Below are 24,759 nucleotides of genomic sequence, written 5' to 3' on the forward strand. Positions count from 1 at the left end.
GTCAGGTGTTCAGCACGTAGCACGTCAGGTCTTGTGCCGCTTCCGGGACGAATAGATAACCTTTGCTGCGAATGGTCTTGATCAAGCGGGGATGAATCGGATCGTCGCCGATTTTGGGTCGAATCCGCGAGATGCGCACATCGATGGAGCGATCCTGACCGTCATAACCGAAGCCGCGCAGCACGGTGAATATTTCTTCGCGGGAAAGAATGCGCCCGGCGTTGACCACCAGCAGCCATAGCAAGTCGAACTCGGCGCTGGTCAATTCGATGCTGTTGTCTTGCAGCCAGGCTTCGCGCAAAGCGTTGTCGACGACCAGCGGGCCGAACACCAGACGCCGGGGGTTCGTGGCCGCCTCAGGCTCAGGCCCTTCGCTGCGCCGCAACAACGCATGAATGCGCGCCAACAACACACGAGGGTGCACGGGCTTGCAGACAAAGTCGTCGGCGCCCATGTCCAGACCCTGAATGTGATCGGTGTCATCCGTGCGTGCGGTGAGCATCAGGATCGGGCCGTCGTAATGATCGCGCACCTTGCTGCAAATGCTCAGGCCGTCTTCGCCAGGCAGCATCAGGTCGAGAATCACCAGATCCGGCTGCTCGGCGATGATCCGTGCAGCAGCGCGAGCGCCATCGCCTTCGATCGTCACCTGCAGACCATTACTCTCAAGGTAGTCACGGGTCAGTTCAGCCAGACGCTGATCATCCTCGACAATAAGCACCTGCCAGGCTTCTTGCTCCACGGGTTACCTCTTCTGCCACTGTTCTTATTAGGAGAGACATCTTTAACAGAATCATCGCGCCGAACAGCCTTTGTCAGCGCGAGATCGACGGCGATTGTAGCAACCGCTCGCCCCTAGCACACGACATGCCAAAATAACCTTGCGAACAGTGTTTTCTGTGATAGGGTTCGCGCCCGCAAAAACCCGTATAAACCAAAAAAACAGTGACAGACGGCCCAGTCCAGCAGCAGCGCGGCCTACACGCGACTTCACGATTTCATACACGAATTACCCACAGCTTTATCCACAAGGCCACGTTGCAATCCATCCCCAAAACGCTTTATCTTGTATGTCGCGGCGAAAAAAACCCTACATGTAGGGTTTTAGACCAAAAACCAAACACATTTCAATCGAGAAACTCAAGCAGTTTTCTTGTGTCAGTTTGGTTGAACTTAAGCATTTTTCAGTAGACCAAACCGCTAAGGCGGATGGCAACCTCTCTACCTCCAGCATCCGGGTAAATAGGTACACGTGTTGCGATAAAAACGAACACCCTCCAAAAGATTTCTGGTAGCGGGGATTGCCCCGACACCATCGACTTCAAAGCCCAGGAATGGCGGCAAAAGCCTTCCTTATCCGTTTTGGGGTCTTTATAGCGGACGTTTGTCAGCTGACTGCCTCAAGACGGAACGGTGGGCACGCATTCAGTGCCCAAACAAACATAGAGAACGTGGAGACACCCATGCAAACCGACACAACCCGCGAGAATCCGCAGGCCACTGCGCCGCAGGCTGGCGAATCCCTTCAGGATCTGTCCGCTACCGCACCTGGTCAGCTGCGCGTGATCAAGCGCAACGGCACTGTCGTTCCTTATACCGATGACAAAATCACCGTCGCCATCGCCAAAGCGTTTCTTGCAGTTGAAGGCGGCACCGCTGCTGCCTCGTCGCGTATCCATGATACCGTTGCGCGCCTGACCGAACAGGTCACTGCCACGTTCAAACGTCGTATGCCTTCGGGCGGCACTATCCATATCGAAGAAATCCAGGATCAAGTCGAACTGGCCCTGATGCGTGCCGGCGAACAGAAAGTCGCCCGCGACTACGTGATCTACCGTGATTCGCGCGCCAAAGAACGTGCTGTTCGCTCTACCGAAGAACCCGTACAAGCGCACCCGTCGATCCGCATCACCCGCGCCGACGGCAGCCTTGCTCCGCTGGACATGGGTCGCCTGAACACCATCGTCACCGAGGCCTGCGAAGGTCTGGCAGAAGTCGATCCGAAGCTGATCCAAAGCGAAACCCTGAAAAACCTCTACGACGGCGTAGCGCTCAAAGACGTCAACACCGCCCTGGTGATGACCGCGCGCACCCTGGTAGAGCGCGAGCCTAACTACTCGTTCGTGACCGCTCGCCTGCTGATGGACACCTTGCGTGCCGAAGGCTTGAGCTTCCTGGAAGTGGCCGACAGCGCCACCCACCACGAAATGGTCGACCTGTACGCCAAGGCTCTGCCGTCCTACATCGCCAAAGGCATTCAGCACGAATTGCTGAACCCGATTCTGGCCACCTTCGACCTGGAAAAACTGGGCAAGGCGATCAACCACGAGCGTGATCAGCAGTTCACCTACCTGGGCCTGCAAACCCTGTACGACCGTTACTTCATCCACAAGGATGGCGTGCGTTTCGAACTGCCGCAGATCTTCTTCATGCGCGTGGCCATGGGCCTGGCGATCGAAGAGAAGAACAAAGAAGACCGCGCCATCGAGTTCTACAACCTGTTGTCGTCCTTCGACTACATGTCGTCGACCCCAACCCTGTTCAACGCCGGCACCCTGCGTCCACAGCTGTCCAGCTGCTACCTGACCACCGTACCGGATGACCTGTCGGGCATTTACCACGCCATCCACGACAACGCCATGCTGTCCAAATTCGCAGGCGGTCTGGGTAACGACTGGACCCCGGTTCGCGCGCTGGGCTCTTACATCAAGGGCACCAACGGCAAATCCCAGGGCGTCGTGCCGTTCCTCAAAGTGGTCAACGACACCGCCGTAGCAGTCAACCAGGGCGGCAAGCGCAAAGGCGCAGTCTGTGCTTACCTGGAAACCTGGCACATGGACATCGAAGAGTTCATCGAGCTGCGCAAGAACACCGGTGATGATCGTCGTCGTACCCACGACATGAACACCGCCAACTGGATCCCTGACCTGTTCATGAAGCGCGTCTTCGATGACGGCCAGTGGACCCTGTTCTCGCCATCGGAAGTGCCAGACCTGCACGACCTGACCGGCAAGGCCTTCCAAGAGCGTTACGAGTACTACGAAGCCCTGTCCCAGTACCCTGGCAAGATCAAACTGTTCAAGACCATTCAGGCCAAAGACCTGTGGCGCAAGATGCTTTCGATGCTGTTCGAAACCGGCCACCCATGGTTGACCTTCAAAGACCCGTGCAACCTGCGCAGCCCGCAGCAGCACGTCGGCGTGGTCCACAGCTCGAACCTGTGCACCGAAATCACCTTGAACACCAACAAGGACGAAATCGCCGTTTGCAACCTGGGCTCGATCAACCTGCCGAACCACATCGTCAACGGCAAGCTGGACACCATCAAGCTCGAACGCACCGTCAACACCGCCGTGCGCATGCTCGATAACGTGATCGACATCAACTACTACTCGGTGCCGCAAGCGAAGAACTCCAACTTCAAGCACCGCCCCGTCGGTTTGGGCATTATGGGCTTCCAGGACGCGCTGTACCTGCAGCACATCCCGTACGCCTCCGACGCTGCCGTCGAGTTCGCCGACCGTTCGATGGAAGCTGTCAGCTACTTCGCCATCCAGGCTTCCTGCGACTTGGCCGACGAGCGCGGCGCTTACGAGACGTTCCCGGGCTCGCTGTGGTCCAAAGGCATCCTGCCGCTGGATTCGCAACAGATCCTGATCGAACAACGTGGCCAGAAGTACATCGACGTTGACCTGAACGAAACCCTGGACTGGGCGCCTGTCCGTGCCCGTGTACAGAAAGGTATTCGTAACTCCAACATCATGGCCATCGCACCGACCGCGACCATCGCCAACATCACTGGCGTATCGCAGTCGATCGAACCGACGTATCAAAACCTGTACGTGAAATCGAACCTCTCCGGCGAGTTCACCGTGATCAACCCGTACCTGGTTCGCGACCTCAAGGCTCGCGACCTGTGGGACTCGGTCATGATCAACGACCTGAAGTACTACGACGGTTCCGTACAGCAAATCGACCGCATCCCACAGGAACTCAAAGACCTGTACGCCACCGCGTTCGAAGTCGACACCAAGTGGATCGTCGATGCCGCCAGCCGCCGCCAGAAATGGATCGACCAGGCGCAATCGCTGAACCTGTACATCGCCGGCGCATCGGGCAAAAAACTCGACGTGACCTACCGCATGGCTTGGTACCGTGGCCTGAAAACCACTTACTACCTCCGTGCCCTGGCCGCGACCAGCACCGAGAAGTCGACCATCAGCACCAGCAAGCTCAACGCAGTCTCGAGCGGCAACCACGGCGACGACTCCGTACTCGCCGCCCCTGCCGGTCCGGCGCCAGTGCCTAAAGCCTGCTCTATTGATGAGCCGGATTGCGAAGCCTGCCAATAAGTAACAGGGGGCGCCTCTAACAGGCGCCCTTACTCCGGCGATTCCCTGTAGGAGCTGCCGAAGGCTGCGATCAACCGCACCAGCGGTTACAAGGACCGAAGGTCCTTCAACCTTCGCAGCCTTCGGCAGCTCCTACAAAGGCTCGCGCCTGAGCCCCACAATAATTTCATGTTTTTTGCGTGCAGCACCGTAACGCAAGCAACACACCTCAAGATCCACAGGCCAGTCGAACCGACTGACCCTCACGCAGGAGACGAACATCATGCTGAGCTGGGACGAATTCGATAAAGAAGACGGCGAAGTAGTCGCCAAAGCGACCAACGCCGGGCACGCCAACGAAGCCAACATGGACCGCCTCGACAGCGCCGGTGGCGCCGCCGCCCTCGCCGCCCGCGCGGTCACGAACACCGATTCGGCCGCGATCATCCGCGCCAAGGCCGCCCTGGACAGCCTCGACGTCGCCGAAGGTCTGGCTGAACTCGAAGGCACCAGCGCTCGCGTTGCCGTTGACGAAAAGATGATGATCAACTGCCGCGCCGACCTCAACCAACTGGTCCCTTTCAAATACGACTGGGCCTGGCAGAAGTACCTCGACGGCTGCGCAAACCACTGGATGCCGCAAGAAGTCAACATGACCGCCGACATCGCCGTCTGGCGTGATCCGGAAGGCCTGACCGACGACGAACGCCGCATTGTCATGCGCAACCTCGGCTTCTTCTCCACCGCCGACTCCCTGGTTGCCAACAACCTGGTACTCGCCGTATACCGCCTGATCACCAACCCGGAGTGCCGCCAGTACATCCTGCGCCAAGCCTTCGAAGAAGCGATCCACACCCACGCCTACCAGTACTGCATCGAATCGCTGGGCATGGACGAAGGCGAGATCTTCAACATGTACCACGAGATCCCATCAGTCGCCAAAAAGGCAGCCTGGGGCCTCAAATACACCCGTTCGATCTCCGATCCGAAGTTCGAAACCGGCACCGTCGACACCGACAAAGAACTGCTGCGCAACCTGATCGCCTACTACTGCGTGCTGGAAGGCATCTTCTTCTACTGCGGCTTCACCCAAATCCTCTCCATGGGCCGTCGCAACAAAATGACCGGCGTCGCCGAGCAGTTCCAATACATCCTGCGCGACGAATCCATGCACCTGAACTTCGGCATCGACGTGATCAACCAGATCAAAATCGAAAACCCACACCTGTGGGACGCTGAAATGAAGGAAGAAGCCAGCCAAATGATCCTCCAGGGCACCCAACTGGAAATCGAATACGCCCGCGACACCATGCCTCGCGGCGTACTGGGCATGAACGCGGCAATGATGGAGGACTACCTCAAATTCATCGCCAACCGTCGCCTGTCGCAGATCGGCTTGAAGGAAGAGTATCCAGGCACGACTAACCCATTCCCATGGATGAGCGAAATCATGGACTTGAAGAAAGAGAAAAACTTCTTTGAGACCCGGGTTATTGAGTATCAAACAGGTGGGGCGTTGAGCTGGGATTGATTCTGGCTTGATAGCTTAGCGAATGTTTGAAATGGAAAAGCCAGAAGCGGTTGCTTCTGGCTTTTTTGTTTGGGGGATTCTCGGTGGTGAGATAGACACCCACCCACTGTATGAGCGGACTTGTCAGCGAAGACTGAATAATAAACGCCAACACCCCAACTGCTTAAACATCGATTTACCGCGAGGTACTCACTCAGCTGATGGGCTTGTAACATCAGGCGCCTGCTTCAATTCAATAACCGTGTCGCACTCAGCTACTGCAGCCGCCGTCACAAAAATAAACGGCTTCTCTATTGCGAAAAATGTGATCACGGAAGAGGCTGAAACTAAAACAAGCACAACCGGCAATAAAACAACATAGTGAAATACGTCACCCTCTTCAACAGGGATCACATCAAACACCGAAAACAACACATACAAAATCAACCCATGAGTAAGATATATACTGTAACTCACTTCTCCAAGCACCTTCAACCCACTGCTCTTAAGGACCCCAAAAACATCATTACCCAAAGCAATTATCACAAAAGAAACCCCGAGCACCAACATTTGAACAACCGAATAACCTGGATCCACACTCATTCCTAAGCTTATAAAAACCAACGCCACTAAAGAACTAAGCCGACGCCTGATGACTGGCAAAAATCCTGGGAAATGCACCTTTATAATCACAGGGATAAATCCTATAAAAAAAAGCAACACCAATTTTGGAATTATCACCCCGACGTAAATACCAGGCAGTGCCGATACCATTATAACTAATGATAAAGCGAGGTACTTGCCGTATGTTTTCCTGTTAGCAACCGACGCAATGACAGGAAGGGAAAGATAAAAAAGCCATTCATATCTCAGCGTCCACTGCGCTCCAGCCGTCATATGAATACTGTCAGGGAATCCATTAAAAGAGGAGCCGACAAACCCGCCCCACATGAACACCCCCTTAATTATCTCGTTTACACCCACAAGAATAAACTTTGTTTCTATCACGCTCATCAAAAATACAACAAAGACCAAAAATATATAAAGCGGCATTATCCTTTGAATTCTCGACCGTAACAGAACACCCCACTCTGGGTTTTTTCTGTATATTTTTCCAAAAAACAAAAAACCGGTTATCATAAAAAACAACGAGACGGGCACCACCCCCATATTATTTAAAACATCACTTTCCGGACGCACCCAACTACCATTTACCTTCCAATAATACGTCACCACAAAGTGGTGGCATACAACAGCTGTCGCAAGCAAACCTCGCAGCGCATCAAGCGGCGAAGACCTTGACAAGATCTGATTTGACAAGATATTAGTTCGCCTGAAAACTCTATCAAGGCAAAATATCGACACTGCATATATAGATATTATCAACAGAGCGTTATTCATATTTTTCTGCTCCTTTCTTTTAAAGGGCGGTTGCAAACGCTGGGTGCAACACGGTTATTGAATTAACGACGGCGCAGCATGATATATATCCATTACTTCTGTTTTTTCCTCGCGCTGCGAAATGCACAGCCGACCGCTACGTCTGAAACGCGAAAGGAGAAGATCTTTTGAACACGACACAACGAGCCCGCGAGGCGATGGCCGCACAGGCATGAAGGGTCTTATTGATGAGACAGCACACTAGAAAAAAGGGTGCTCAAGGGAGGAAAAAGCGTGCTACCGCCTCAGGGCTCATTTTCCCTGTTGGCTCTTGAAGACGTTCGTCGAAATCTAACAAATCATGCACACGCTTTCCAGCGGAAATCCTGGAGGCGAGCTTTTCACGATGAAAGGGGCAAGTACATTGCATGAAAAAACCGTGTTGCTGCCTGCCTGAGAGTGGATTAGGTCAGTGAAAAATCACTGTCCAAGTGCTCGTAGAATCAATATCCAAGTGTCCATGGAATGGGTGCCCACGTGGGCGCGGAATTCGCAGTCAAGACTTCAGTCGCCGCCGATATTCCTCAACCATCTCCTTCGAAACATCCTCTTTAAAGCAAAGCGGCGCATAGCCACCCGGACGGTTGTACGCACTGCGCTTGCCGCAACGGCTACCATTTCTCGCAGAGTTGTATGGGCACGGACAATTGCCTGGGTAGGACGATATCGAGTCGTCGATGAGGATCTTGATAATTGCCGAATCGGGGAGCCGTGCGTCCTTGCCCGATACTGAAAAAGCACCGAGTAGCGCCAGTACGGCGATAAATCCTATCCCTATTCTTTTCATGGCCGTTCCTTCGCTTGCGGATGAAATATCCGACAAACTTTTTACCATGATGCCGCAAAGCCACCAAGCGCGTCAGGCTCGCCTTCACGTAGGAAAAATCCGTTCGTAGACGGGGAATCGTCCTACACGTATCTTCGCGCAGGTATTTCAATATCGGCGCCGTCATGACGAAAAAACCATCTACACGTTGGAGCGACATGGAGCTTGAGGTAGCGGTGGACGCCTATCTCGACATGCTGCAAATGGAGAAGGATGCCCGCCCGTTCAAAAAGACCGAGATCGGCCTAATGCTGCGCGAAGGCGCGCTTTCCGCTCGCAGCAAATCAGCCATCGAGCTGCGTATGCAGAATATTTCCAGCGTGATGGTCGAGTTAGGGCTGCGTCGTATTAAAGGCTACGTGCCTGCGAAGAATGTTGGCGCAAAGGTCAGCAGTAAAATCCAAGAAATGCTTAACAGAAAAGGCGTATCCAAGGCCACTGGCTACATCATGCCAACCGATGCCACACCGCTCGATCAAAAGACAGAAGAATCCCCTGCCGACTTTCTAGATTCACCACCACCCGGCACAGAAAAGCCGAAAGCGTCCTCCAGCACAGTGGTCACCTATGAGCGGGATCCGAATGTTCGCGATTGGGTATTCAAAAACGCAAAGGGGAGATGCGAAGGTTGCGGGCAGGCTGCCCCCTTTCTAGATACCAACGGGTCGCCATTTCTTGAAGTTCATCATGTTCGCCGCTTAGCCGATAAAGGCAGCGATAGGCCCACGAACGCCGTCGCACTTTGCCCGAACTGTCATCGCCGCTGTCATTCATCAGAAGATCGGGAAGCGTTCACTGCGTCTTTCTACGCAAGACTGAACCGCCTCGAAATCGAAAATCCCGAAGAGCCGGAATGAGCACGATAGCCCCCGGTGCAGTTGCTGGGTCTTGGCTGTAATACAACTGCTCCCCCTACCTAAAACCGGGACCACGGAGAGTGGGTTGTTCAGTGGATACATCCAGGGTCTGCGCAATTCTTTCATCGAAACGCGAGCACACCTTCGCAAGTAAGGTTACGTCTTGGGCGTTCATGCGAGCGGCTTCGAAATAACTGGCCGAATGTTTGGTGATTTCGTGAGTGCTGGCCACGATCGCCCTCGCCTCCTCTTGATTAACCCCGAACCGTTCGCTGGCGCTTATCACATTGTCCAGCGACGAGACTCGCCCCTGATTGCCAATGATCAACGCCTGTAGGCCGAGTTCGTTAGGATGCGGCAACAGGTCGAACGCTGGCGAAAGCGTGTAAGTGGTTGGACTGTTCATCAGACAACCATGGTTACGCAGGTGATCGTCCGTATTGCCTATCAGCACGTTGAAGACCATGCGCTTGTAGAGGTCGAACATGTCATTGGACGCGTCATCACTGATCTTCTTGAGCACGTCAGCAATTTTGATATAGCTCATCGGGCCGTGGAGGTCACCGACGGTCATCCGGTGCGCGTTGATGAGGGCGTGTGCGCTCAAATAATGCCCACGCCCACCGTCGTTGCGGTCGAAGCGCCTGATCAGCAAGACGGGGCGATCAGCGACTTCCAGGAGGTGGTGCTCGGGGGTGGCGATCTTAGCGGCACTCGCCATTTGCAGGCTGGCAAATTCAGCGCGTGCCTGGTCGAAGATGTCATCACGCCGGCCAAGCTTGGCGATCCACTCTATCCCCTCATAACTGACTGTTACCTTCGGCCTGGCGCCTCCCATCGAGGACCCGTATTCCAGCAGCTTTACCAGCTCTTCACTGGGCTGCGACTGGCCCTGGTCAATCTGGTCGGTGGCCAGCATCAACCGCTCCAGGTTCTCGAATGGCGGCGGTTCTCGCAGGGGCGGGAGTTGATTGCGAGATCCGCTGTACAGTAGACAGCCGACACCCGCGCCGCGCGACGCAAGCAGCCATTCGATTTCGTTTTGAGGGTGCTGGGTGTGGGTCGTTAGAAGAACCTTTTTCCCCCAGTTGTCCGGGGTCGAGTCTTCGAAGGCGCCCCACAACCGCGCTGACTCGAATTGCTGATCGCTCAGGGGTAGGTTGATCGGATCTACCGCAAAAGCCTCTGGGCGCTCCAGCCAGCTATTGGCATAACGAAAAGCAAAACCCTTTGCCCGCATGACGACTTGGCCAACCGGCTGAGGGGTACCGCCGGCATGAGACGAGAATACGAACGCGCTACCAATTGGGGTCCAGCTTGCCATCTACATCCACTCCTTCGCGTACTCGGCTTGGTTGCTGGGCGCGCTCAAGCGTCATGCCCACTTCATCATGTTCGGGCGAAGCAACCGCCCCAATCATCTCTTCCAGGTCAAGTGCACTGAGCACGTTCATCAGGACGCCTACAGAGATTCCGGACTCACCCTTTTTTAACCGCGAGTAGGTTTGCTTGGTGATGCCGGCGCGGGTACAGATCGTGTCTATCTGTAGGCGCCGGCGCTTGCGGGCAACGTCAATGTTTTCGCCCAGGGCGGCCAGTAATGCCTGCGAACGGTCTGAGATCAACCCTTTGTGCCTACGCATGATAAATCAACCTTAAAGTCATTTTATGCATGATATATCACCACCAATGTGGCGGATACGGACAGTGTAGGGCTGCCTTTTGACTCCTGCACGTAATTTTCTTACTGGTTCCGCTAAGCGGGATTGAGATGGCAGCCACGCAACGTTTTGCGCTCAGGAGAGCCCCATGCACAGCTTTTAAGATTTTGGTGATGCATATGATTCAACGCAGTGCGACGAAAATATCAAAACTGGCGATACCCTCTTGATCGAGGACGAGGGCGTCGTAGGGCGGGCATGGACATGGCCTGTAGCGGTAACCAAGGAAGCAGCGAGTTCGGCCGATCCAGGTTGTATCGACCCTATTGATCACCACTACACTAGTCCCCCTCGAACGGATCGGGTGCTGCTTTTAAGGCAGCAATCGAAGCCTAAAAAGCAGCAATGTTCAAAGCTTTGCCGGAATACCCTGTAGCTCACTCCATAGACACCAAATCACCCTGCACGTATCGTGTGATAGCCCTTTAATATCAGCGAAGTCATGGCTAAAAAAACCTCCCCATTCGAAGACCTTTTCTTCATCGCCAGCAAACTCCCTTGGTGGATCAGCACAACGATCGCCATTGCGTCAGGCGTGTATCTGCACTCGGTTGCGATAGCCTCCCATCCGGCCTATTCGGACATGCAGCACCTGCAGTCGATGTTCTTTAACACGGCCTTCAAAACCTTCGCCACTTTCGGCCAGTACTTGGTCCCGCTGATCTTCCTCGGCGGTGCTGCGGCGTCGGTGTTGGGTCGTCGTAAACGGCGCCAGTTATTGGCGTCGGTCGCGATGCCGGGTGGCAAGACTATTGAGGGCATTACCTGGCAGCAGTTCGAGCAGTTGGTGGGTGAGGCGTTGCGGCAACAGGGGTTTAGCGTTCAGGAAACCGGTGGTAACGGGCCGGACGGCGGGGTTGATTTGGTTGCTCGCAAGGACGGGGAAAAGTACCTGGTGCAGTGCAAACAGTGGCGCTCGCTGCAGGTTGGCGTGCCGACGGTTCGCGAGTTGTATGGCGCGATGGCGGCCGAGGGCGCGACGGGTGGGTTCGTGATCACCAGCGGCCGATTTACAGCGCCAGCGAAGCAGTTCGCCTCGGGGCGGAACTTGCGTCTGGTGGACGGGGAGCTGCTGAACCAATGGATCGCGGCGACCAAGCGTCCGGGGCCACTACCCACCTCGATTGTTGTCGAGGAGCGGGTGGAGCCGGTCATTGTCGCGGAGGTTTCAAAAGCGCCACCGCTCGCTGAGCCCCCGGCTAAACCAGTAACACCTGCTTGCCCTCATTGCCGGAAGCCGATGGTGATTAGAGTCGCCCGTACTGGCGCTAATGCTGGAGGTGATTTCTGGGGCTGTTCTTCATATCCAGGTTGTAAGGGCATTCGTCCTATATTTCGGCCTATGTAGGGCGATGCAGGAAGGTCCTACGAGCCAGGTCAACACCGCGACCGCTGCGCAGTCGATCGCGAATTTGTTCGCGAGGCGGTGTATCTGATTCACCGTATCAAGCCCCTCGCCAACAAGTTGGCTCCTACAGAGGGGCGGTAAATATGAGTTACTCCGGTAAATCCAGCGCCACGCCACCGGGGTGTTGTTTGATCTCGCTGTAAGGCACCACCGACCATTCTGGGCTTTCGCAACTGCGCATCACGCGAGCGAAGGAGGGTCCGAAATAGACGCCGGTTGGCTTGAAGTACCAGGCTGGGAAACTCCAGACTTCCGCATCGGTGAAGTCGCAATCATCGTCTTCACCGGCAGGCTTTTTCATTTCGTCGGGAACGAGGGTTTTGAACTGGTCTACGAGCCAAGGAGCGAGCCGTTTGCTGCGGTACTCGGCCAAGGTGTCGAAATTGACAGTGGACGGGGCTTTTTCGCTGGAGTCTTCGCGGTCGTCGTAATGAAAGGCTTTGCCTTTTCCGATCCAGAGTACGTCTTCCAGCGCCAGCACTTTACCGGTGATCACATCAAGGTTGAGCGGTGAATTGCCGAAGTCAGGATGTACTCCGCCACAGTCGTAGCGGGTGAAAACACTCACGCTGACGACCCCAGGCGACAGTAACTCAGGCGTGACAGTTTGCTGAAAGTCCGCGCCGAAGCGGCTGCCCTGGAGTAGGCAGGCATGGTAGCTGACCACTTCACTCCACAGACGGGCGCGCAGTTGTTGGTTGATGCGCTCACGCTGTTCCGGCGTGTAGCCTGAGGTAATTTCGAAGAACGAGAGTTTGGATTCGGGCTCCGCCCACCATTGCAGGGTATAGCCCATGAAGGTCTGTACTCTGTCCGCCTGGAGCTGCAAGCCTTGCAGGCGCAGGTAGTCGTAGGGCGACTGTTGATAGATCGCCTGCCAACCCGCCTCGGCACCTTCGGGCGCAAGCGTTACCTGTATTTCTGTCAATTCGACCTTGAGGGTTTTGCCCTTCGGTCCTGTCCACTTACCTTGCCAGCCTGATTGCGCTCGTTGACGCAGGTATAGCTCTGGAAGGACTTTGCCGCTGTTATCGTCCAGGCCTACCTTTAGGGTGAGATTCTTCCCGCTCAAGACACCGCTGAGGGGTAAGTCGTTGTGGTTCTTCTCGTAAAAGTACCGGCCGCTGACCACCATCGGATCGCCCAGATCCAGCTCCAGCACAATCGGCATATCGCCCAGTGTGCCAGTGAAGACGTGCACGGTTTCGCTGGCGTGAAGGGTGAATGGCAAGAGTGCACAGAGGACGGTGACGACGTGCGCTAGGTACACAGGACCAAGGCGGAACAATCCTTTGATCATTGGGCAATCCTTTAGAAAAAGGAACAGGCGATCCGCGCAGGTTGAGTGGTCGCGCTCAATGAGATGAAGTATGGCTAGGTTGTTGGCTTTCATCGAGGCGGCAACCCGATTTTGCGCCAGACGGGCCGAAAGGGGCGAGCAGTGTGTCTTGGGCGTGTCATCAAACTTCTATGTGGAGACACCTCTAACTTCGAGTTTGCATCGTCCTCTTTCACATTGCAAAAACAGACTGTTTATTCTTCAATAAGGGCAAAAGGTTCTTCCTGGGGCTGTTGCGGGCGGCCCACACTCCGATGTGCACACGCGGGCGCGGGTTTTCAATGCGCATGGAGCATAAAATTCGATAAGGAGAGCTATGAAAATCCGAACAGGAAAGGGCCTTACCTTCGCCAAACGCATCTATCTGCCGCGCTGCGTTGGCCTAGGTGTCGGGTTCTTGAGTGTGGCCGCTGGCTTGTACCCTTTACAGCCACCCACTTGGGTCTGGGCTCTTTTATTGTTTCACGGCTTTGTATGGCCTCACGTGGCTTTTCAATTGGCCCGGTTTTCTTCACACCCTTATCAGGCCGAACGACGTAACCTGATTTATGACTCAATTGCCGGCGGTTTCTGGGCGGCAGCCATCGGCTTTAATCTGCTGCCCACCGTGACGGTGCTCTCGATGATAGCCATGAACAACATTGCTGCGGGCGGGCGGCGTCTGCTCCTGTTGGGCTGCCTGGCTCAAGTGTCAGGAATGGTCATTGCGGTACTGCTCTTTTCCCCGACATTCGTGCCGACGAGCACGCCGTTGCAGATCTACGCCTGCCTGCCAATGCTGGTGATTTACCCGTTGGCTCTGGGCCTGGTGTGCTACCAACTTGCAGTCAAACTGTCCGAGCATAAACATGCCCTGGGCAAACTCAGCCGCACCGACAGCCTAACCGGCCTGCTCAATCACGGCGCTTGGAAGCACTTGCTGCAACTCGAGTTCAGCAAATGCCAGAGGCTGTCCCGATCAACGACCATTGCGTTGATTGACATCGACCACTTCAAAGACATCAATGACACCCACGGCCATATCGTCGGCGACGACGTGCTGAAACAACTGGGTGCCGCGCTGATCAACAACCTGCGTGAAGCTGACGTTGCCGGGCGTTATGGGGGAGACGAGTTCTGCGTGATCCTGCCTGACACACGCCTCTGCCAAGCCAGCGAAATTCTCGAACGGCTGCGCGTGATCGTCAATAACCACCGGGACATGCGCATTCCCGAGCTGAGTGTAAGCCTGAGCATCGGCATCGCTACCTACGAAACCCGCCTCCCTGATGCCGGCATGTGGTTTCATGAAGCAGACAAAGCGTTATATGCCGCCAAAAGTACAGGCCGCAACAAAGTCAACTTGGCCCCGACTGCGCCCCAATATGCCGATGTTTAACCCCCATCCGTTCGGCTAGCCTGGTATTTGCTGGTGATCACGGTTCTGGGGGTGAATGAATCCTCAGCCACCCGCAAATGGAATTTTTGCGTGATCCGTTGCAAATAGGCGCTACGAATTCCACGGTTATCGCGCAAACCCAGATACACCGCCTCCGCCAGGGTCAGCTCCAGAGCCTGCGCCGTCAGTGACGTGGCGCTGACGAGCGCCATACTCGGCTGCGAGGCTCGCGCCTGTTGCGCAGCGCTCACCGGGCTGAGGTCCAGCAGGGCTGCCAACGGCACAGCACGCGCCAGCGAGGCAAGTACCCAACGCCTTCTGGCGCGTGAAGTGCGGTTGGCACTGGATAATGTGCTCTTGGCGGTTGTCATCACTCCGACACGTTCATCAGCATGCTTTCAGGCTTGCCAGCAGACTTTCGGGTGTTTGTTCCGCGAAAATCACGCTCAGTGGTTTATCCAGATTCAATTTGCCATAGAGCTTCTCCTCACGATCCAGGTAGCGTTGCTGCACCTCTCGATAACCGTCCGGATAGATGCTTTGCTCCACCGGTAATAAGGCGTCGAAATGTTCAAGCAGGCCTATAAAGACCACCCGTCGTTCAATCGTGTTATAGGTCGTCGCGATCAACCGAGTGAAGAACTGACCGTCACAAATCCGAAGTTCCTCGCTCGCAGCATAACGCTCAGCAAGGTTATAGGGGGCTAAATCGTCGTAAACGACACAGCATAGGGTTGCCCTCGACAGGCCCGCGAAAGGGTTTTCACTGTAAGCCCGACGCTGGTGGCAACCCAGTGCAAACTCCACCGCCTTTTCAGCCAACATCAATCGCGTTGAGTCACGGCTGCCAGGCAACACTTGAAGGTCTGGCGCTTGCCGGCCCTGCTCTGCCACCTGGATGGAAAAAGCAGCGAACAGGCCTTGCGGACCGGCGATGCTCCCTTGCAGGTCTCGCAATTCGGATTTCGATAGCGTGGCCTGTCGAGCGGCCAATTGCGAACACTCCATCGGTAACCCCTCAACAATAGGGCCGAGGTCAATCCATTGCGGGGTATGAACGGTTGCATCAGCAGCGATCATGGAAACAGTCATGAGGGTTACTCCACTTGTTAATAACGATAGACGTCCTGGTTTTGTATTTTTTTGCGTTCATTCATCCCGCAACGCCCTGACAGGCGATAGCCGAGATGCCGAGATCGCCGGGAACAGCCCAAAACACAAACCAATCAATAAAGAACTCCCAATGCCCAACGGCAGCGACTCCAGTGAAAGCCTGAACTGCCACCCGGAAAACCGCGAAAAAACGTAAGCCGCCACCACACCCAGTAGCGCGCCGAGCGATGCTCCGGCGACAGACAACGTGGCGGCTTCGAGCAGGAACAATGTGCGGATGTCGCGTTGGCGAGCCCCCAGTGCCATGCGTACGCCGATCTCGCGACGCCGCTCGGCCACGTTCATCAGCATCACGTTCATCACGCAGACACCGGCGACCAGCAATGAAATAGCCCCCAGCCCTGCGAGCAGATAAGTAAACGTATTGGCTTGTCGCTTGAGACCGTCGAGCAACTGCTGCGGTATTTGCACGTTGACTTCGCGACCATCAAGCTTCTCGCTCAGCAGTGCTTCAAGCGCCTGGGCGGTGGCGGACAGATTGGCCGCCGGCATGACCTTGACTACTATGTTGCCCATCTCGGCAGAAGGGCTCAGCCGCCGCATGCCTTCGATGGGGATCAGTACCGACTCGTCCACGACAATCGGCAGCAGTGGGTTGGGAGGCTGGCGTGCGGCAATGCCGATGACCTGGAACAGGTAGTGGTCGATCTGCAGCACGTCATTCACGCGTAAAGCCCGACCGTGTACGCGCAAGTCATTGGCCACACGAGCCCCCACCACGACGAATGTTGCCCGTTGATCGAACGCTGAAATGAACCGACCTTCTTGCAACCTAATGCCCATGATCTCGGCCAGGCCGGCAGTGGTTCCGACCAGACTCGCGTCCGCCTTTGCGCCCTCCCGATTGATCCGTACCGAATGCTGGGTAATGGGCGCTATATGGGAAATATCAGGCAGCGCATGGCGTATCCATTGGGTGCCAACAGTGATGGGCAGCGGTTGTTTCTTTTGCACTGCAAAGGGAAAACTCACCACCAGCGTGTCGGTACCCATATCTTTGAACGTGCGCATGGCCTCCTCGGCGGCGTTGCGACCGATGTTCAGCAGCGCGATGATTGATGCGCTGCCCACCACGATCCCGAGTAGCGCAAGCACAGAACGCCGCCCCTGCAAACGCAGGCTGTCGACCGACTCGGCAACCCGCTGCGACCATGAAGGGGCGGTCAACGATTCAATGGCCACGCACGGTTTCCTCATGCAACTGGCCGTCTATGACCTGAATCTGCCGGTCAAAACGTTTCGCCAGTGCCTGGTCATGAGTCACCATCACCAAGGTCACTGCGCGCTCCCGGTTAAGGCCCAGCATTAACGCCATGATGTCGTTCGCGGTGCTGCTATCAAGATTGCCCGTGGGTTCATCGGCGAGAATCAGTGCCGGGCGCCCCACCAACGCACGAGCAATCGCAACCCGCTGGCGTTGCCCACCAGAGAGGTCGGCTGGCTTATAGGTTGCGCGGTCGGCCAGCCCGACATGATCCAGCTGCTCCAGCGCACACCGTCGCGCTTCCCGACACGACAGGCCGCGATAGCTCAGGGACAACGCGACGTTCTCTACGGCGGTGAGTCGCGGCAATAAATTGAACGCCTGGAAGACAAAACCGATTTCACGATTGCGCAGGTGCGCCCACTCATCGGGCGTTGCGCTCAGCATATTTTTCCCGGCGAAGGTCAAGCGTCCCGAGATAGGCCGCTCCAGTAAACCCAGGATATTGAGCAGCGTGCTTTTGCCCGATCCAGAGACACCGACCAACGCACAGGTTTGCCCGCGTCTTATTATCAAGTTGATGTTCTTTAGCACAGCCACTGCCTGCTTGCCCTGGGAGTAATACTGACTTATGTCATGCAAGGCGAGTAACTCAGGAGCATCAATATCACCAACACCCATTGTTGCATTCCTCAAAAACACGATGACCAAGCGCCATTGAAGTACCGCCATCGATTAATACGCGGTATTGTCATTCGTCTAAAATAAAAGCATTAACACGTATTAAAGGCAGCCGAACACCCGCCAAAAAATTAGCGTTCCAAACAAGTGAACCGTTAACTAATCTTGACAACTGTCAACACTATCAATCAGAACCCAGACTGCCTTGATGCCCCGTGCGGTTTCATTGACCCGTATTATGAACACCCTGAATCTACGCACAATCCTACAGATGTAGGGGGTTATGATTATTTTGAATTTCGTTCGAATATATGCTCAGCCATGAGCGCAGCACGGGTCTCGACGCCACTCTTCTTTAGCAGCGACGAGACATGATCACGAACGGTATACCCGCTGATACTCAGGGCCTCTGCGATTTGCTTGTTGGTTTTTCCGCGCAGCAGAAGGGACAGCACTTCGCGCTCTCTCCGTGTGACCCGCATAGGTATCGACCCTTTTTTATTGAGCACTTGAAACAAACGTACAGGAAGCTTCTTTCATCCCCCTTCCTTGACCTCAAACAGTACGTCGACACACAGACCTATTTATTTATAAGGTTTTAGTATTCCGCGACGGATCCTCCCTCCTCTTCGTACGCTCTGCATATTCAAAAAATACAGAGCATACTTTTACGATCACTCACCACTGGCCATGGGCACTTAGAGACTTTTCCTACAATAAAATAGGACTCACTATGTAGGTTACGATCTAAAGACTTACATAAAATAGGCGTATAACAATCCCACATCGGTCATTTGCCACGTCAGGCAAATCCTCAATGAACAAGAGCATTTCGACATCAGTTGTATAGACAGGCAGAATAAACTTTGGGAATGATAATTACAATCATCTGTTACAAATAACGCTGTAACAAAACAGCACTTCCATTTTCGAGCGCGGAGGTTTTCGAGGGGGGGGCAGGCCAGCACGTCGCGCTGATGGCGTCAGTCTGACGACGTGCTGATTTTTCGCCGGAGACTGTCAGGCCTGCATTTGCTTGAAGGCCTCTGCGGCACGTTTGCCGATTTCTTCGGGTGTCAGGTCTTCCTTGTGGGTCGAAATGTACCAGAGATGGCCAAAAGGATCCCTCACGGAACCGCTACGATCACCGTAGAACTGATCCTTGACCTCGTTCTCGACCTTGGCCCCAGCGTCGACCGCACGCTTGAACTGGGCATCCACATCGGGCACATACAGGTGCATGCCGAATGAGGTTTTACCGTTCGGGTCGGCGCTGGTGAATGCGCCTTGATCACACGGATCGGCAAGCATCAGCCTGGAATCACCGATCTGCAGTTCGGCGTGCCCAACCTTGCCACCCGGCATGTCGAGGCGATAATTCTCGGTGGCGCCGAAAGCCTTCTTGTAGAACTCGATGGCCTTGGCTGCGTCCTTGACGCCCATGTACACGGTCAGGCTGTGGAAGCCCTCCGGGATTGCTTTGACGCTCATATCTATTCTCCTTTTTGTGGTGATATGTGTTGCGGTTGTTCTATTGAAGACAGGCTGTGGCGATCAAGGTTCGAGGTCGAACAGGACCTTGCCGCTGGACGGATCGAACGGCCCCGACACGTTGTTTTTAGTGTTCACACCGTTGCCTCCAAAGGTGGTCAACGTCCGGCTTTTACCGCCATGACACCATCAACCTCAACACCGCGATGCAGGCCGAAAAAAACGGCCGTCAACACACCCACTGCACCCATGATCGTGCAATAGCCAACGCATACCCACGGACTCCATGGCATCAACACGATCAACATCAGTGGTGTGGTACTGGCCCAGAGCGCATAGGCAATGTTGTAGGTGAAGGAGATACCCGAAACGCGGATATGCGCCGGGAACAAACCGACCATCACTGATGGCACCACACCGACGATGCCGCAGGACAGCCCGGCGATTGCATAGGCAAGACCGGGAGAGAGCCAGTCGCCAATCAGACTCGCATATAACAGCGCAATGCCCAGCGGCAGCAGCAGGCTGTAAAGCGCCACACCACGCCATGCGCCGAGGCGATCCACCAACAGACCGGCCAGCACGCAGCCTATGTTCAGGAAAACGATCCCCAGGGCGCTCAGGGCGAACGTGTGGCTGGCCGTCATGCCGAAGCGCTGTTGCATCACCGTCGGGGTGATCACCACCAGCACCACCACCGCAGAGGTCAGCACGCACGTCAGCAGCGCTGCGGGTAATAATGCCTGGCGATGTTCACGCAGCACCGCTCGCAACGGAAACTCGCCCAAGGCTTCACGCTGCGCCTGCAGGGCCATGAACACCGGAGTTTCGTTCAACCAGCGCCGCAGCCAGACACCCACCACGCCAAACACGCCGCCCAGCAGAAACGGAATGCGCCAGGCGTAATCGAGAATTTCCGCAGGGCTGAACACCTGCGCCAACCAGGTCGCCGTCAGCGCGCCCAGCAAATAGCCAAACGTCAGCCCGGCTTGCAGTACACCCAAGGCATAGCCGCGATGACCTTTCGGCGCATGCTCGGCGACGAACACCCACGCACTCGGCACCTCGCCGCCCACTGCGGCGCCTTGCAGGATACGCAGGGCCAGCAGAATCAGCGGCGCCCAGTAGCCGATCTGGGCATAGGTCGGCATCACCCCGATCAGCAGACAGGGCAGCGCCATCAGTAGGATACTCAGGCTGAACACACGCTTGCGGCCCAACCGATCAGCGAAGTGCGCCATCAGAATGCCGCCCAACGGCCGCGCTAGGTAGCCGGTGACGAAAATGCCGAAGCTTTGCAGCAAACGCAGCCACTCGGGCATGTCTGGCGGGAAAAACAGCTGGCTCAAGGTCAGCGCAAAGAACACGAAGATGATGAAGTCATAAATTTCCAGCGCCCCGCCAAGCGCCGCAAGGCCCAAGGTTTTGTAGTCAGCCCGTGACAGCGGCTGGAGGCGTGGTCGAGTCATAGCGGTCATAAGCAATCCGAAAGCGTGAAGTGATTAAGGTTCGACCGCCACGACGGACCGTCCCACTGAAACGGTCACGAGACGCTTTTCGCCCGGACGCAGGGCGCGAAGCATAGCAAAGCGCAATCGACTCACCGCACAGATACGATCTGTGCGATTACGCTCCCTGACGGGCACGCCTATCAGAAAACGCACTTAGACAGAGCACGATAACGACATTTGCAAAGGCAAAAACGCCAAAAAATGCCCATTCAGCCTCTATTCAGGGCAATAAGGCGTTTATTACAGGGCATGGCGCGGTCCTTGCGTGGGTGGCAGTATCTTTGATGCCGTTGTTTAAGGAGTCCGGCATGACCTTGCACAGTCATTCAATGCAGCTATCCACTGCTGAAAAGCATTGGTTACCCTGGTTCGGCAAGACCGGAAAAATGGCCATGCGTCGCTCCTGCCGCCTGAACAAGTCCATTTACCCGGTGATCGAACGCACCTTCGAGTCCATCGCCGAAACCCGCGTCAAATTGCTCCAACATTGGGCTCAAGAGTATTGGGAACACTTGAGCGAGCTGAGCACCAACGTCGCACGCGACCTCGATCGGATCGACGCCTCGGTATTGGTGGAGAAGCTCAGCCAAGCGTCAGACTTCTCCGAATTGTTTGTCGTCAATACCCAAGGCGAGGTGCTTGCGTCTACATGGCCAGCACATTGCAACGCCAAGGATTTAAACCCTCTTGCGCTGGCAGAAGGCCTGAGAAAACCTTTTCTGCACGGCCCCTACTGCGACCCGCTGACCTTGAAGATTGGCCCGTCGTCGTCACGCTTCCATGACGAAGTCACCCTGATGTTCTATCAGCCGCTCTTGCTTGACGGCAAAGTGCTGGGCTGCCTGTGCGGACGGGTGCCAAACGATGTCCTTGGGGATTTGATCCAGCGCGAAGCCGGGCATATCTACCCTGAGTCTGGCGACAACTACCTGTTCATGGTCAAGGCCGGTTTCGACCGCACCCTGCTACCTGGTATTGCACTGTCACGCTCGCGCTTCGAAGACAACGCGTTCACCCACGGGGAAAACCTCAAGACAGGCGTACACACAGCCTGGGGCTCGGTACAGATTCAGCGTCACACTGAACTCGAGTTGCGCTTTATCGATCCGGCCACCCAACAATTGCACCCCGGCGTGCGTGAAACCATACGCACCGGTTCCAACCTGTTCGTCACCTACCCCGGCTATTCCGACTACCGACATATTCCGGTGATTGGTAAAGGCGTGACCTTCCAGATGCCCGGTTCGGCGGATCGCTGGGGCATGATGTGTGAGGCCGATCTGGAGGAAGTCTATCGCCGCCGCTCCCTGAGCTACGGCCTGATGAAACCCTATCTGGCGACCATGGTCGGCCTGTTCGCCTGCAATTATCTGGTCCAACACTACAGCGGCCTGGGTCAGCTACAGGTCGATGGGGTCGAAATGCTCAGCATGGCGGTCACCGCCCTGCTGTTCTCGTCGTTCGGGCCCAAACGCCTGGCGGTGCGCCTGAGTGATATGACGGAAGTGATTCGCACAATTGCCGAGGGCGAAGGCAACCTGCGTCAGCGTCTCGACACCAAGAAGATGGCCAACGACGAAACCGGCGACATGGGGCGCTGGATCAATAGCTTCATCGACAATCTGGATGCGGTGGTCGGTCAGGTGATCCACGCCTCCCACAGCATGGGCAAAACCAACGCACTGATGCTCGGCAGTAGCCAGGAAGCCGGTTTCACCTCCAGCGAAGTGGCTGAAGCAGTGAACCGCATGATGCTGATCGTCGAGGGCCAACTGGGTGAAATCAACCAGGCATCGTTGACGGCCGAACAAATGAAGCGGGCCATGGACGACGTGGTACGCCACGCTCGCGAACAATTCGAGGCCGTCCGCGTCGGCACCCAGTCTATTCGCGACGTGGTGGAGCGTTCGGCGTCCAGCGTGCAGTTGCTCGACAGCCGGATGGCGCAGATCAGCAAGATCATCGGCCTGATCACCAACATCACCAATCAGACCAACCTCCTGGCGCTCAATGCCGCCATCGAAGCCGCACGCGCCGGTGAGCACGGTCGCGGTTTTGCGGTAGTGGCCGACGAAGTACGCAGCCTGGCCATCCGTACCGCCAGCGCCGCCGATGATATCAAGCACATGGTCGAGGGGCTGCAAAGCGAAACCCAGCAGGCCGTGGCCTTCATGGAAAGCGGCGTGCAGGACGTCGACAACCACCTGCGCACCACTGAGGATGCTTCATCGGAAAACGCGCAGCTGCACCATGAAGTGGAAAGCATGATCAACATCATCCAGCAGCTCAGCGACCGTAGCCTGGATTATGGCAAAACCATCAAGCGCGTGGACCTGGCCTCAGGCGAGATGCGCCAGACCGTGGTCGGGCTGCAAAACAGTGCGGAAACCGTGCGCCTCAATGCCAACAAACTGCAAAAGCTGGTGGGCCAGTTTGAAGTCACCAACGGGCGGGAGAGAACGGCGCTGGCTTCGTAGATACGCGACGCTGCACCCACGACTCGACAAGGACGTCACCCCGTCACACTTAGCGCCCCGGCATAACCGCCGAGCCCGCCAGCAAGCCGCCATCGATATTGAACTCCGCCCCTGTGATGTAAGTGGCCTCGTCCGACGCGAGCATCAGCGCAACGGCAGCGACTTCCTGTGGCTGACCGAAACGTTGCAGCGGCGTGTCTTTGACCAAAGCTCGCAGGTTTTGCTCCCGTTGCGGGCCGTCGCCCAGCATCGGCTCCCACATGGGGGTCAAAATTGCTGCTGGGTGAATCGAGTTGCAGCGCACCGCCAGCCCTTGCTCTGCACAGTAGAGCGCCACAGTTTTAGTGTGGTTGCGCACCGCAGCCTTGCTGGACGCATAAGCCGCAGCCCCAGGGATACCGACCAAACCTGAGCGTGAAGAAATATTGATGATCGACCCTGTCTTCGTGCGACGCATAGCCCGGATGGCGTGTTTGCAACCGAGAAACACGCCATCGAGGTTTGTCGCATGGACGGCATGCCAGGCCTGCAACGTTGCATGCTCAGGATCGTGTGCAACGACGCCGTTTTCAAAACCGGTGATGCCCGCGTTGTTAACCAGCACATCAAGCCTGCCAAACTGCCCGAGCACGACACGCATCACGCCCTCCCAAGCGGCTTCTTCGCGTACATCCAGTGGCATGAATCGGGCTTGATCCTCCAGGCTGTCTGCCACCGACTGGCCAAGCGTGGTATTGATATCAGTAACGATCACGAAGGCCCCCTCCTCAGCAAACTGTCGAGCGATGGATTCCCCAATGCCTTGGGCGGCACCGGTCACGACAGCGATTTTTTGATTGAGGCGCGACATGCCCAGTCTCCCTTCCCGTTACGTTGTTGATTGCTGCTCACGTTGAGCGTAGATCAGTCACCCGCATCACCCACCAGCACCTTCTCCATATACAGACTGCGTAAACTGATGCCGCTGGGATGGACGTATTCCTCGTCTCTGATCGCGATAAAGCCGCCCGCTTGATAGAACGCGACAGCATTCAACGATGCAAACAGATGCAGGCGTCTGAATGCATGTCGCAAGGCCAGTGCTTCGAGCCCCTGCAGCAGTTGTTTACCGATGCCTTTACCGGCGTGGTCCGGGTCGACGAAAACGGCATCCACCTCTCCGGTTTGCAGGTCGAGGATCGCATAGCCCAGCAGTTGACCGCCCTCTTCGGCGATCAATGCACCTTGACTGGCAATCAGTCTGAGGTACGACTCTGGCGCCGTCGACGCACTCCAGATGTCAATTTGTATCGGCGAGTAATGGCTGGCGCAACTGACCCGCACCGCACGGGTTCTGAGCGCCCACAGGCGCGGTATGTCGTCGATGAATGCCGGTTTGAGTACGATCATTGCCTTATTCGCATACCCTATCG

General features: G+C 55.8%; 19 protein-coding genes and 3 pseudogenes. 7 read left to right on the forward strand and 15 right to left on the reverse strand.

What is annotated here, in order from left to right; all coding sequences use genetic code 11:
- Position 1: 1 nt before the first annotated feature.
- Positions 2 to 742 carry a response regulator gene (locus AC1ME2_RS07520; protein ID WP_480440141.1) on the reverse strand — a complete coding sequence of 247 codons (741 nt, stop codon included), beginning with the start codon at positions 740 to 742 and terminating at the stop codon, positions 2 to 4.
- Positions 743 to 1,463: 721 nt separating this feature from the next.
- On the opposite strand from AC1ME2_RS07520, the gene AC1ME2_RS07525 reads away from it, so the two are divergent.
- Positions 1,464 to 4,352, forward strand: coding sequence for a ribonucleoside-diphosphate reductase subunit alpha (locus AC1ME2_RS07525; protein WP_480440142.1), 2,889 nt, complete (start codon positions 1,464 to 1,466; stop codon positions 4,350 to 4,352).
- A 262-nt stretch (positions 4,353 to 4,614) separates the two neighbouring features.
- Positions 4,615 to 5,862, forward strand: coding sequence for a ribonucleotide-diphosphate reductase subunit beta (locus tag AC1ME2_RS07530; RefSeq protein ID WP_480440143.1), 1,248 nt, complete (start codon positions 4,615 to 4,617; stop codon positions 5,860 to 5,862).
- A gap of 189 nt (positions 5,863 to 6,051) precedes the next feature.
- On the opposite strand, the gene AC1ME2_RS07535 is transcribed toward AC1ME2_RS07530, so the two are convergent.
- On the reverse strand, positions 6,052 to 7,242 hold the full coding sequence (locus tag AC1ME2_RS07535; RefSeq protein WP_480440144.1) for an acyltransferase family protein: 1,191 nt from the start codon (positions 7,240 to 7,242) through the stop codon (positions 6,052 to 6,054).
- Between the two features lie 105 nt (positions 7,243 to 7,347).
- Between AC1ME2_RS07535 and AC1ME2_RS07540 the strand changes: the two are divergent.
- Positions 7,348 to 7,457: pseudogene (locus AC1ME2_RS07540) on the forward strand (IS630 family transposase); the annotation flags it as partial.
- Positions 7,458 to 7,777: 320 nt separating this feature from the next.
- Here AC1ME2_RS07540 and AC1ME2_RS07545 read toward each other — a convergent pair.
- Positions 7,778 to 8,068, reverse strand: coding sequence for a hypothetical protein (locus AC1ME2_RS07545; RefSeq protein WP_480440145.1), 291 nt, complete (start codon positions 8,066 to 8,068; stop codon positions 7,778 to 7,780).
- Between the two features lie 164 nt (positions 8,069 to 8,232).
- Between AC1ME2_RS07545 and AC1ME2_RS07550 the strand changes: the two genes are divergently transcribed.
- Complete coding sequence (locus tag AC1ME2_RS07550) at positions 8,233 to 8,964, forward strand: HNH endonuclease (protein WP_480440146.1); 732 nt, start codon at positions 8,233 to 8,235, stop codon at positions 8,962 to 8,964.
- A 55-nt stretch (positions 8,965 to 9,019) separates the two neighbouring features.
- Here the strand turns inward: AC1ME2_RS07550 and AC1ME2_RS07555 are convergent, their stop codons facing one another.
- Entirely contained in the window at positions 9,020 to 10,288 is a 1,269-nt protein-coding gene (locus AC1ME2_RS07555; protein WP_480440147.1) for a type II toxin-antitoxin system HipA family toxin, read from the reverse strand.
- The gene (locus AC1ME2_RS07560; RefSeq protein ID WP_480440148.1) at positions 10,263 to 10,607 is read right to left on the reverse strand and encodes a helix-turn-helix domain-containing protein; all 345 of its coding nucleotides are present in this window, start codon (positions 10,605 to 10,607) and stop codon (positions 10,263 to 10,265) included. Before AC1ME2_RS07560 ends, AC1ME2_RS07555 begins: the two co-directional genes overlap by 26 nt.
- A 520-nt stretch (positions 10,608 to 11,127) precedes the next feature.
- On the opposite strand from AC1ME2_RS07560, the gene AC1ME2_RS07565 reads away from it, so the two are divergent.
- A complete protein-coding gene (locus tag AC1ME2_RS07565; protein ID WP_480440149.1) occupies positions 11,128 to 12,033 on the forward strand; it encodes a restriction endonuclease in 906 nt (301 codons plus the stop codon).
- A gap of 148 nt (positions 12,034 to 12,181) precedes the next feature.
- Here AC1ME2_RS07565 and AC1ME2_RS07570 read toward each other — a convergent pair whose 3' ends face one another.
- Positions 12,182 to 13,393, reverse strand: a complete 1,212-nt coding sequence (locus AC1ME2_RS07570) for a hypothetical protein (RefSeq protein WP_480440150.1) — start codon at positions 13,391 to 13,393, stop codon at positions 12,182 to 12,184.
- A gap of 355 nt (positions 13,394 to 13,748) precedes the next feature.
- Between AC1ME2_RS07570 and AC1ME2_RS07575 the strand changes: the two genes are divergently transcribed.
- A complete protein-coding gene (locus tag AC1ME2_RS07575; protein WP_480440151.1) occupies positions 13,749 to 14,810 on the forward strand; it encodes a diguanylate cyclase in 1,062 nt (353 codons plus the stop codon).
- Here AC1ME2_RS07575 and AC1ME2_RS07580 read toward each other — a convergent pair.
- The 7 genes and pseudogenes from AC1ME2_RS07580 to AC1ME2_RS07610 form a co-directional block, all read right to left on the reverse strand.
- On the reverse strand, positions 14,807 to 15,181 hold the full coding sequence (locus tag AC1ME2_RS07580) for a hypothetical protein (RefSeq protein WP_480440152.1): 375 nt from the start codon (positions 15,179 to 15,181) through the stop codon (positions 14,807 to 14,809). The genes AC1ME2_RS07575 and AC1ME2_RS07580 overlap by 4 nt on opposite strands.
- Positions 15,182 to 15,197: 16 nt before the next feature.
- Entirely contained in the window at positions 15,198 to 15,902 is a 705-nt protein-coding gene (locus AC1ME2_RS07585) for a hypothetical protein (RefSeq protein WP_480440153.1), read from the reverse strand.
- Between the two features lie 57 nt (positions 15,903 to 15,959).
- Positions 15,960 to 17,165, reverse strand: a complete 1,206-nt coding sequence (locus AC1ME2_RS07590; RefSeq protein ID WP_480440154.1) for an ABC transporter permease — start codon at positions 17,163 to 17,165, stop codon at positions 15,960 to 15,962.
- Between the two features lie 153 nt (positions 17,166 to 17,318).
- Positions 17,319 to 17,919: pseudogene (locus tag AC1ME2_RS07595) on the reverse strand (ABC transporter ATP-binding protein); the annotation flags it as partial.
- Positions 17,920 to 18,185: 266 nt separating this feature from the next.
- Positions 18,186 to 18,350: pseudogene (locus tag AC1ME2_RS07600) on the reverse strand (LuxR C-terminal-related transcriptional regulator); the annotation flags it as partial.
- 538 nt (positions 18,351 to 18,888) lie between these two features.
- Positions 18,889 to 19,359 (reverse strand): VOC family protein, encoded by a 471-nt coding sequence (locus tag AC1ME2_RS07605; RefSeq protein WP_480440155.1) that lies wholly within the window; start codon positions 19,357 to 19,359, stop codon positions 18,889 to 18,891.
- 158 nt (positions 19,360 to 19,517) lie between these two features.
- Entirely contained in the window at positions 19,518 to 20,837 is a 1,320-nt protein-coding gene (locus AC1ME2_RS07610) for an MFS transporter (RefSeq protein ID WP_480440156.1), read from the reverse strand.
- Between the two features lie 1,856 nt (positions 20,838 to 22,693).
- On the opposite strand from AC1ME2_RS07610, the gene AC1ME2_RS07615 reads away from it, so the two are divergent.
- Positions 22,694 to 23,347, forward strand: a complete 654-nt coding sequence (locus tag AC1ME2_RS07615; protein WP_480442049.1) for a methyl-accepting chemotaxis protein — start codon at positions 22,694 to 22,696, stop codon at positions 23,345 to 23,347.
- A 49-nt stretch (positions 23,348 to 23,396) separates the two neighbouring features.
- Here AC1ME2_RS07615 and AC1ME2_RS07620 read toward each other — a convergent pair whose 3' ends face one another.
- Both AC1ME2_RS07620 and AC1ME2_RS07625 read right to left on the reverse strand, forming a co-directional pair.
- Positions 23,397 to 24,197, reverse strand: coding sequence for a glucose 1-dehydrogenase (locus tag AC1ME2_RS07620; protein ID WP_480440157.1), 801 nt, complete (start codon positions 24,195 to 24,197; stop codon positions 23,397 to 23,399).
- 53 nt (positions 24,198 to 24,250) lie between these two features.
- Positions 24,251 to 24,736 carry a GNAT family N-acetyltransferase gene (locus AC1ME2_RS07625; protein WP_480440158.1) on the reverse strand — a complete coding sequence of 162 codons (486 nt, stop codon included), beginning with the start codon at positions 24,734 to 24,736 and terminating at the stop codon, positions 24,251 to 24,253.
- Positions 24,737 to 24,759 lie beyond the last annotated feature (23 nt).

This window comes from Pseudomonas sp. ASL9 (assembly GCF_056680335.1).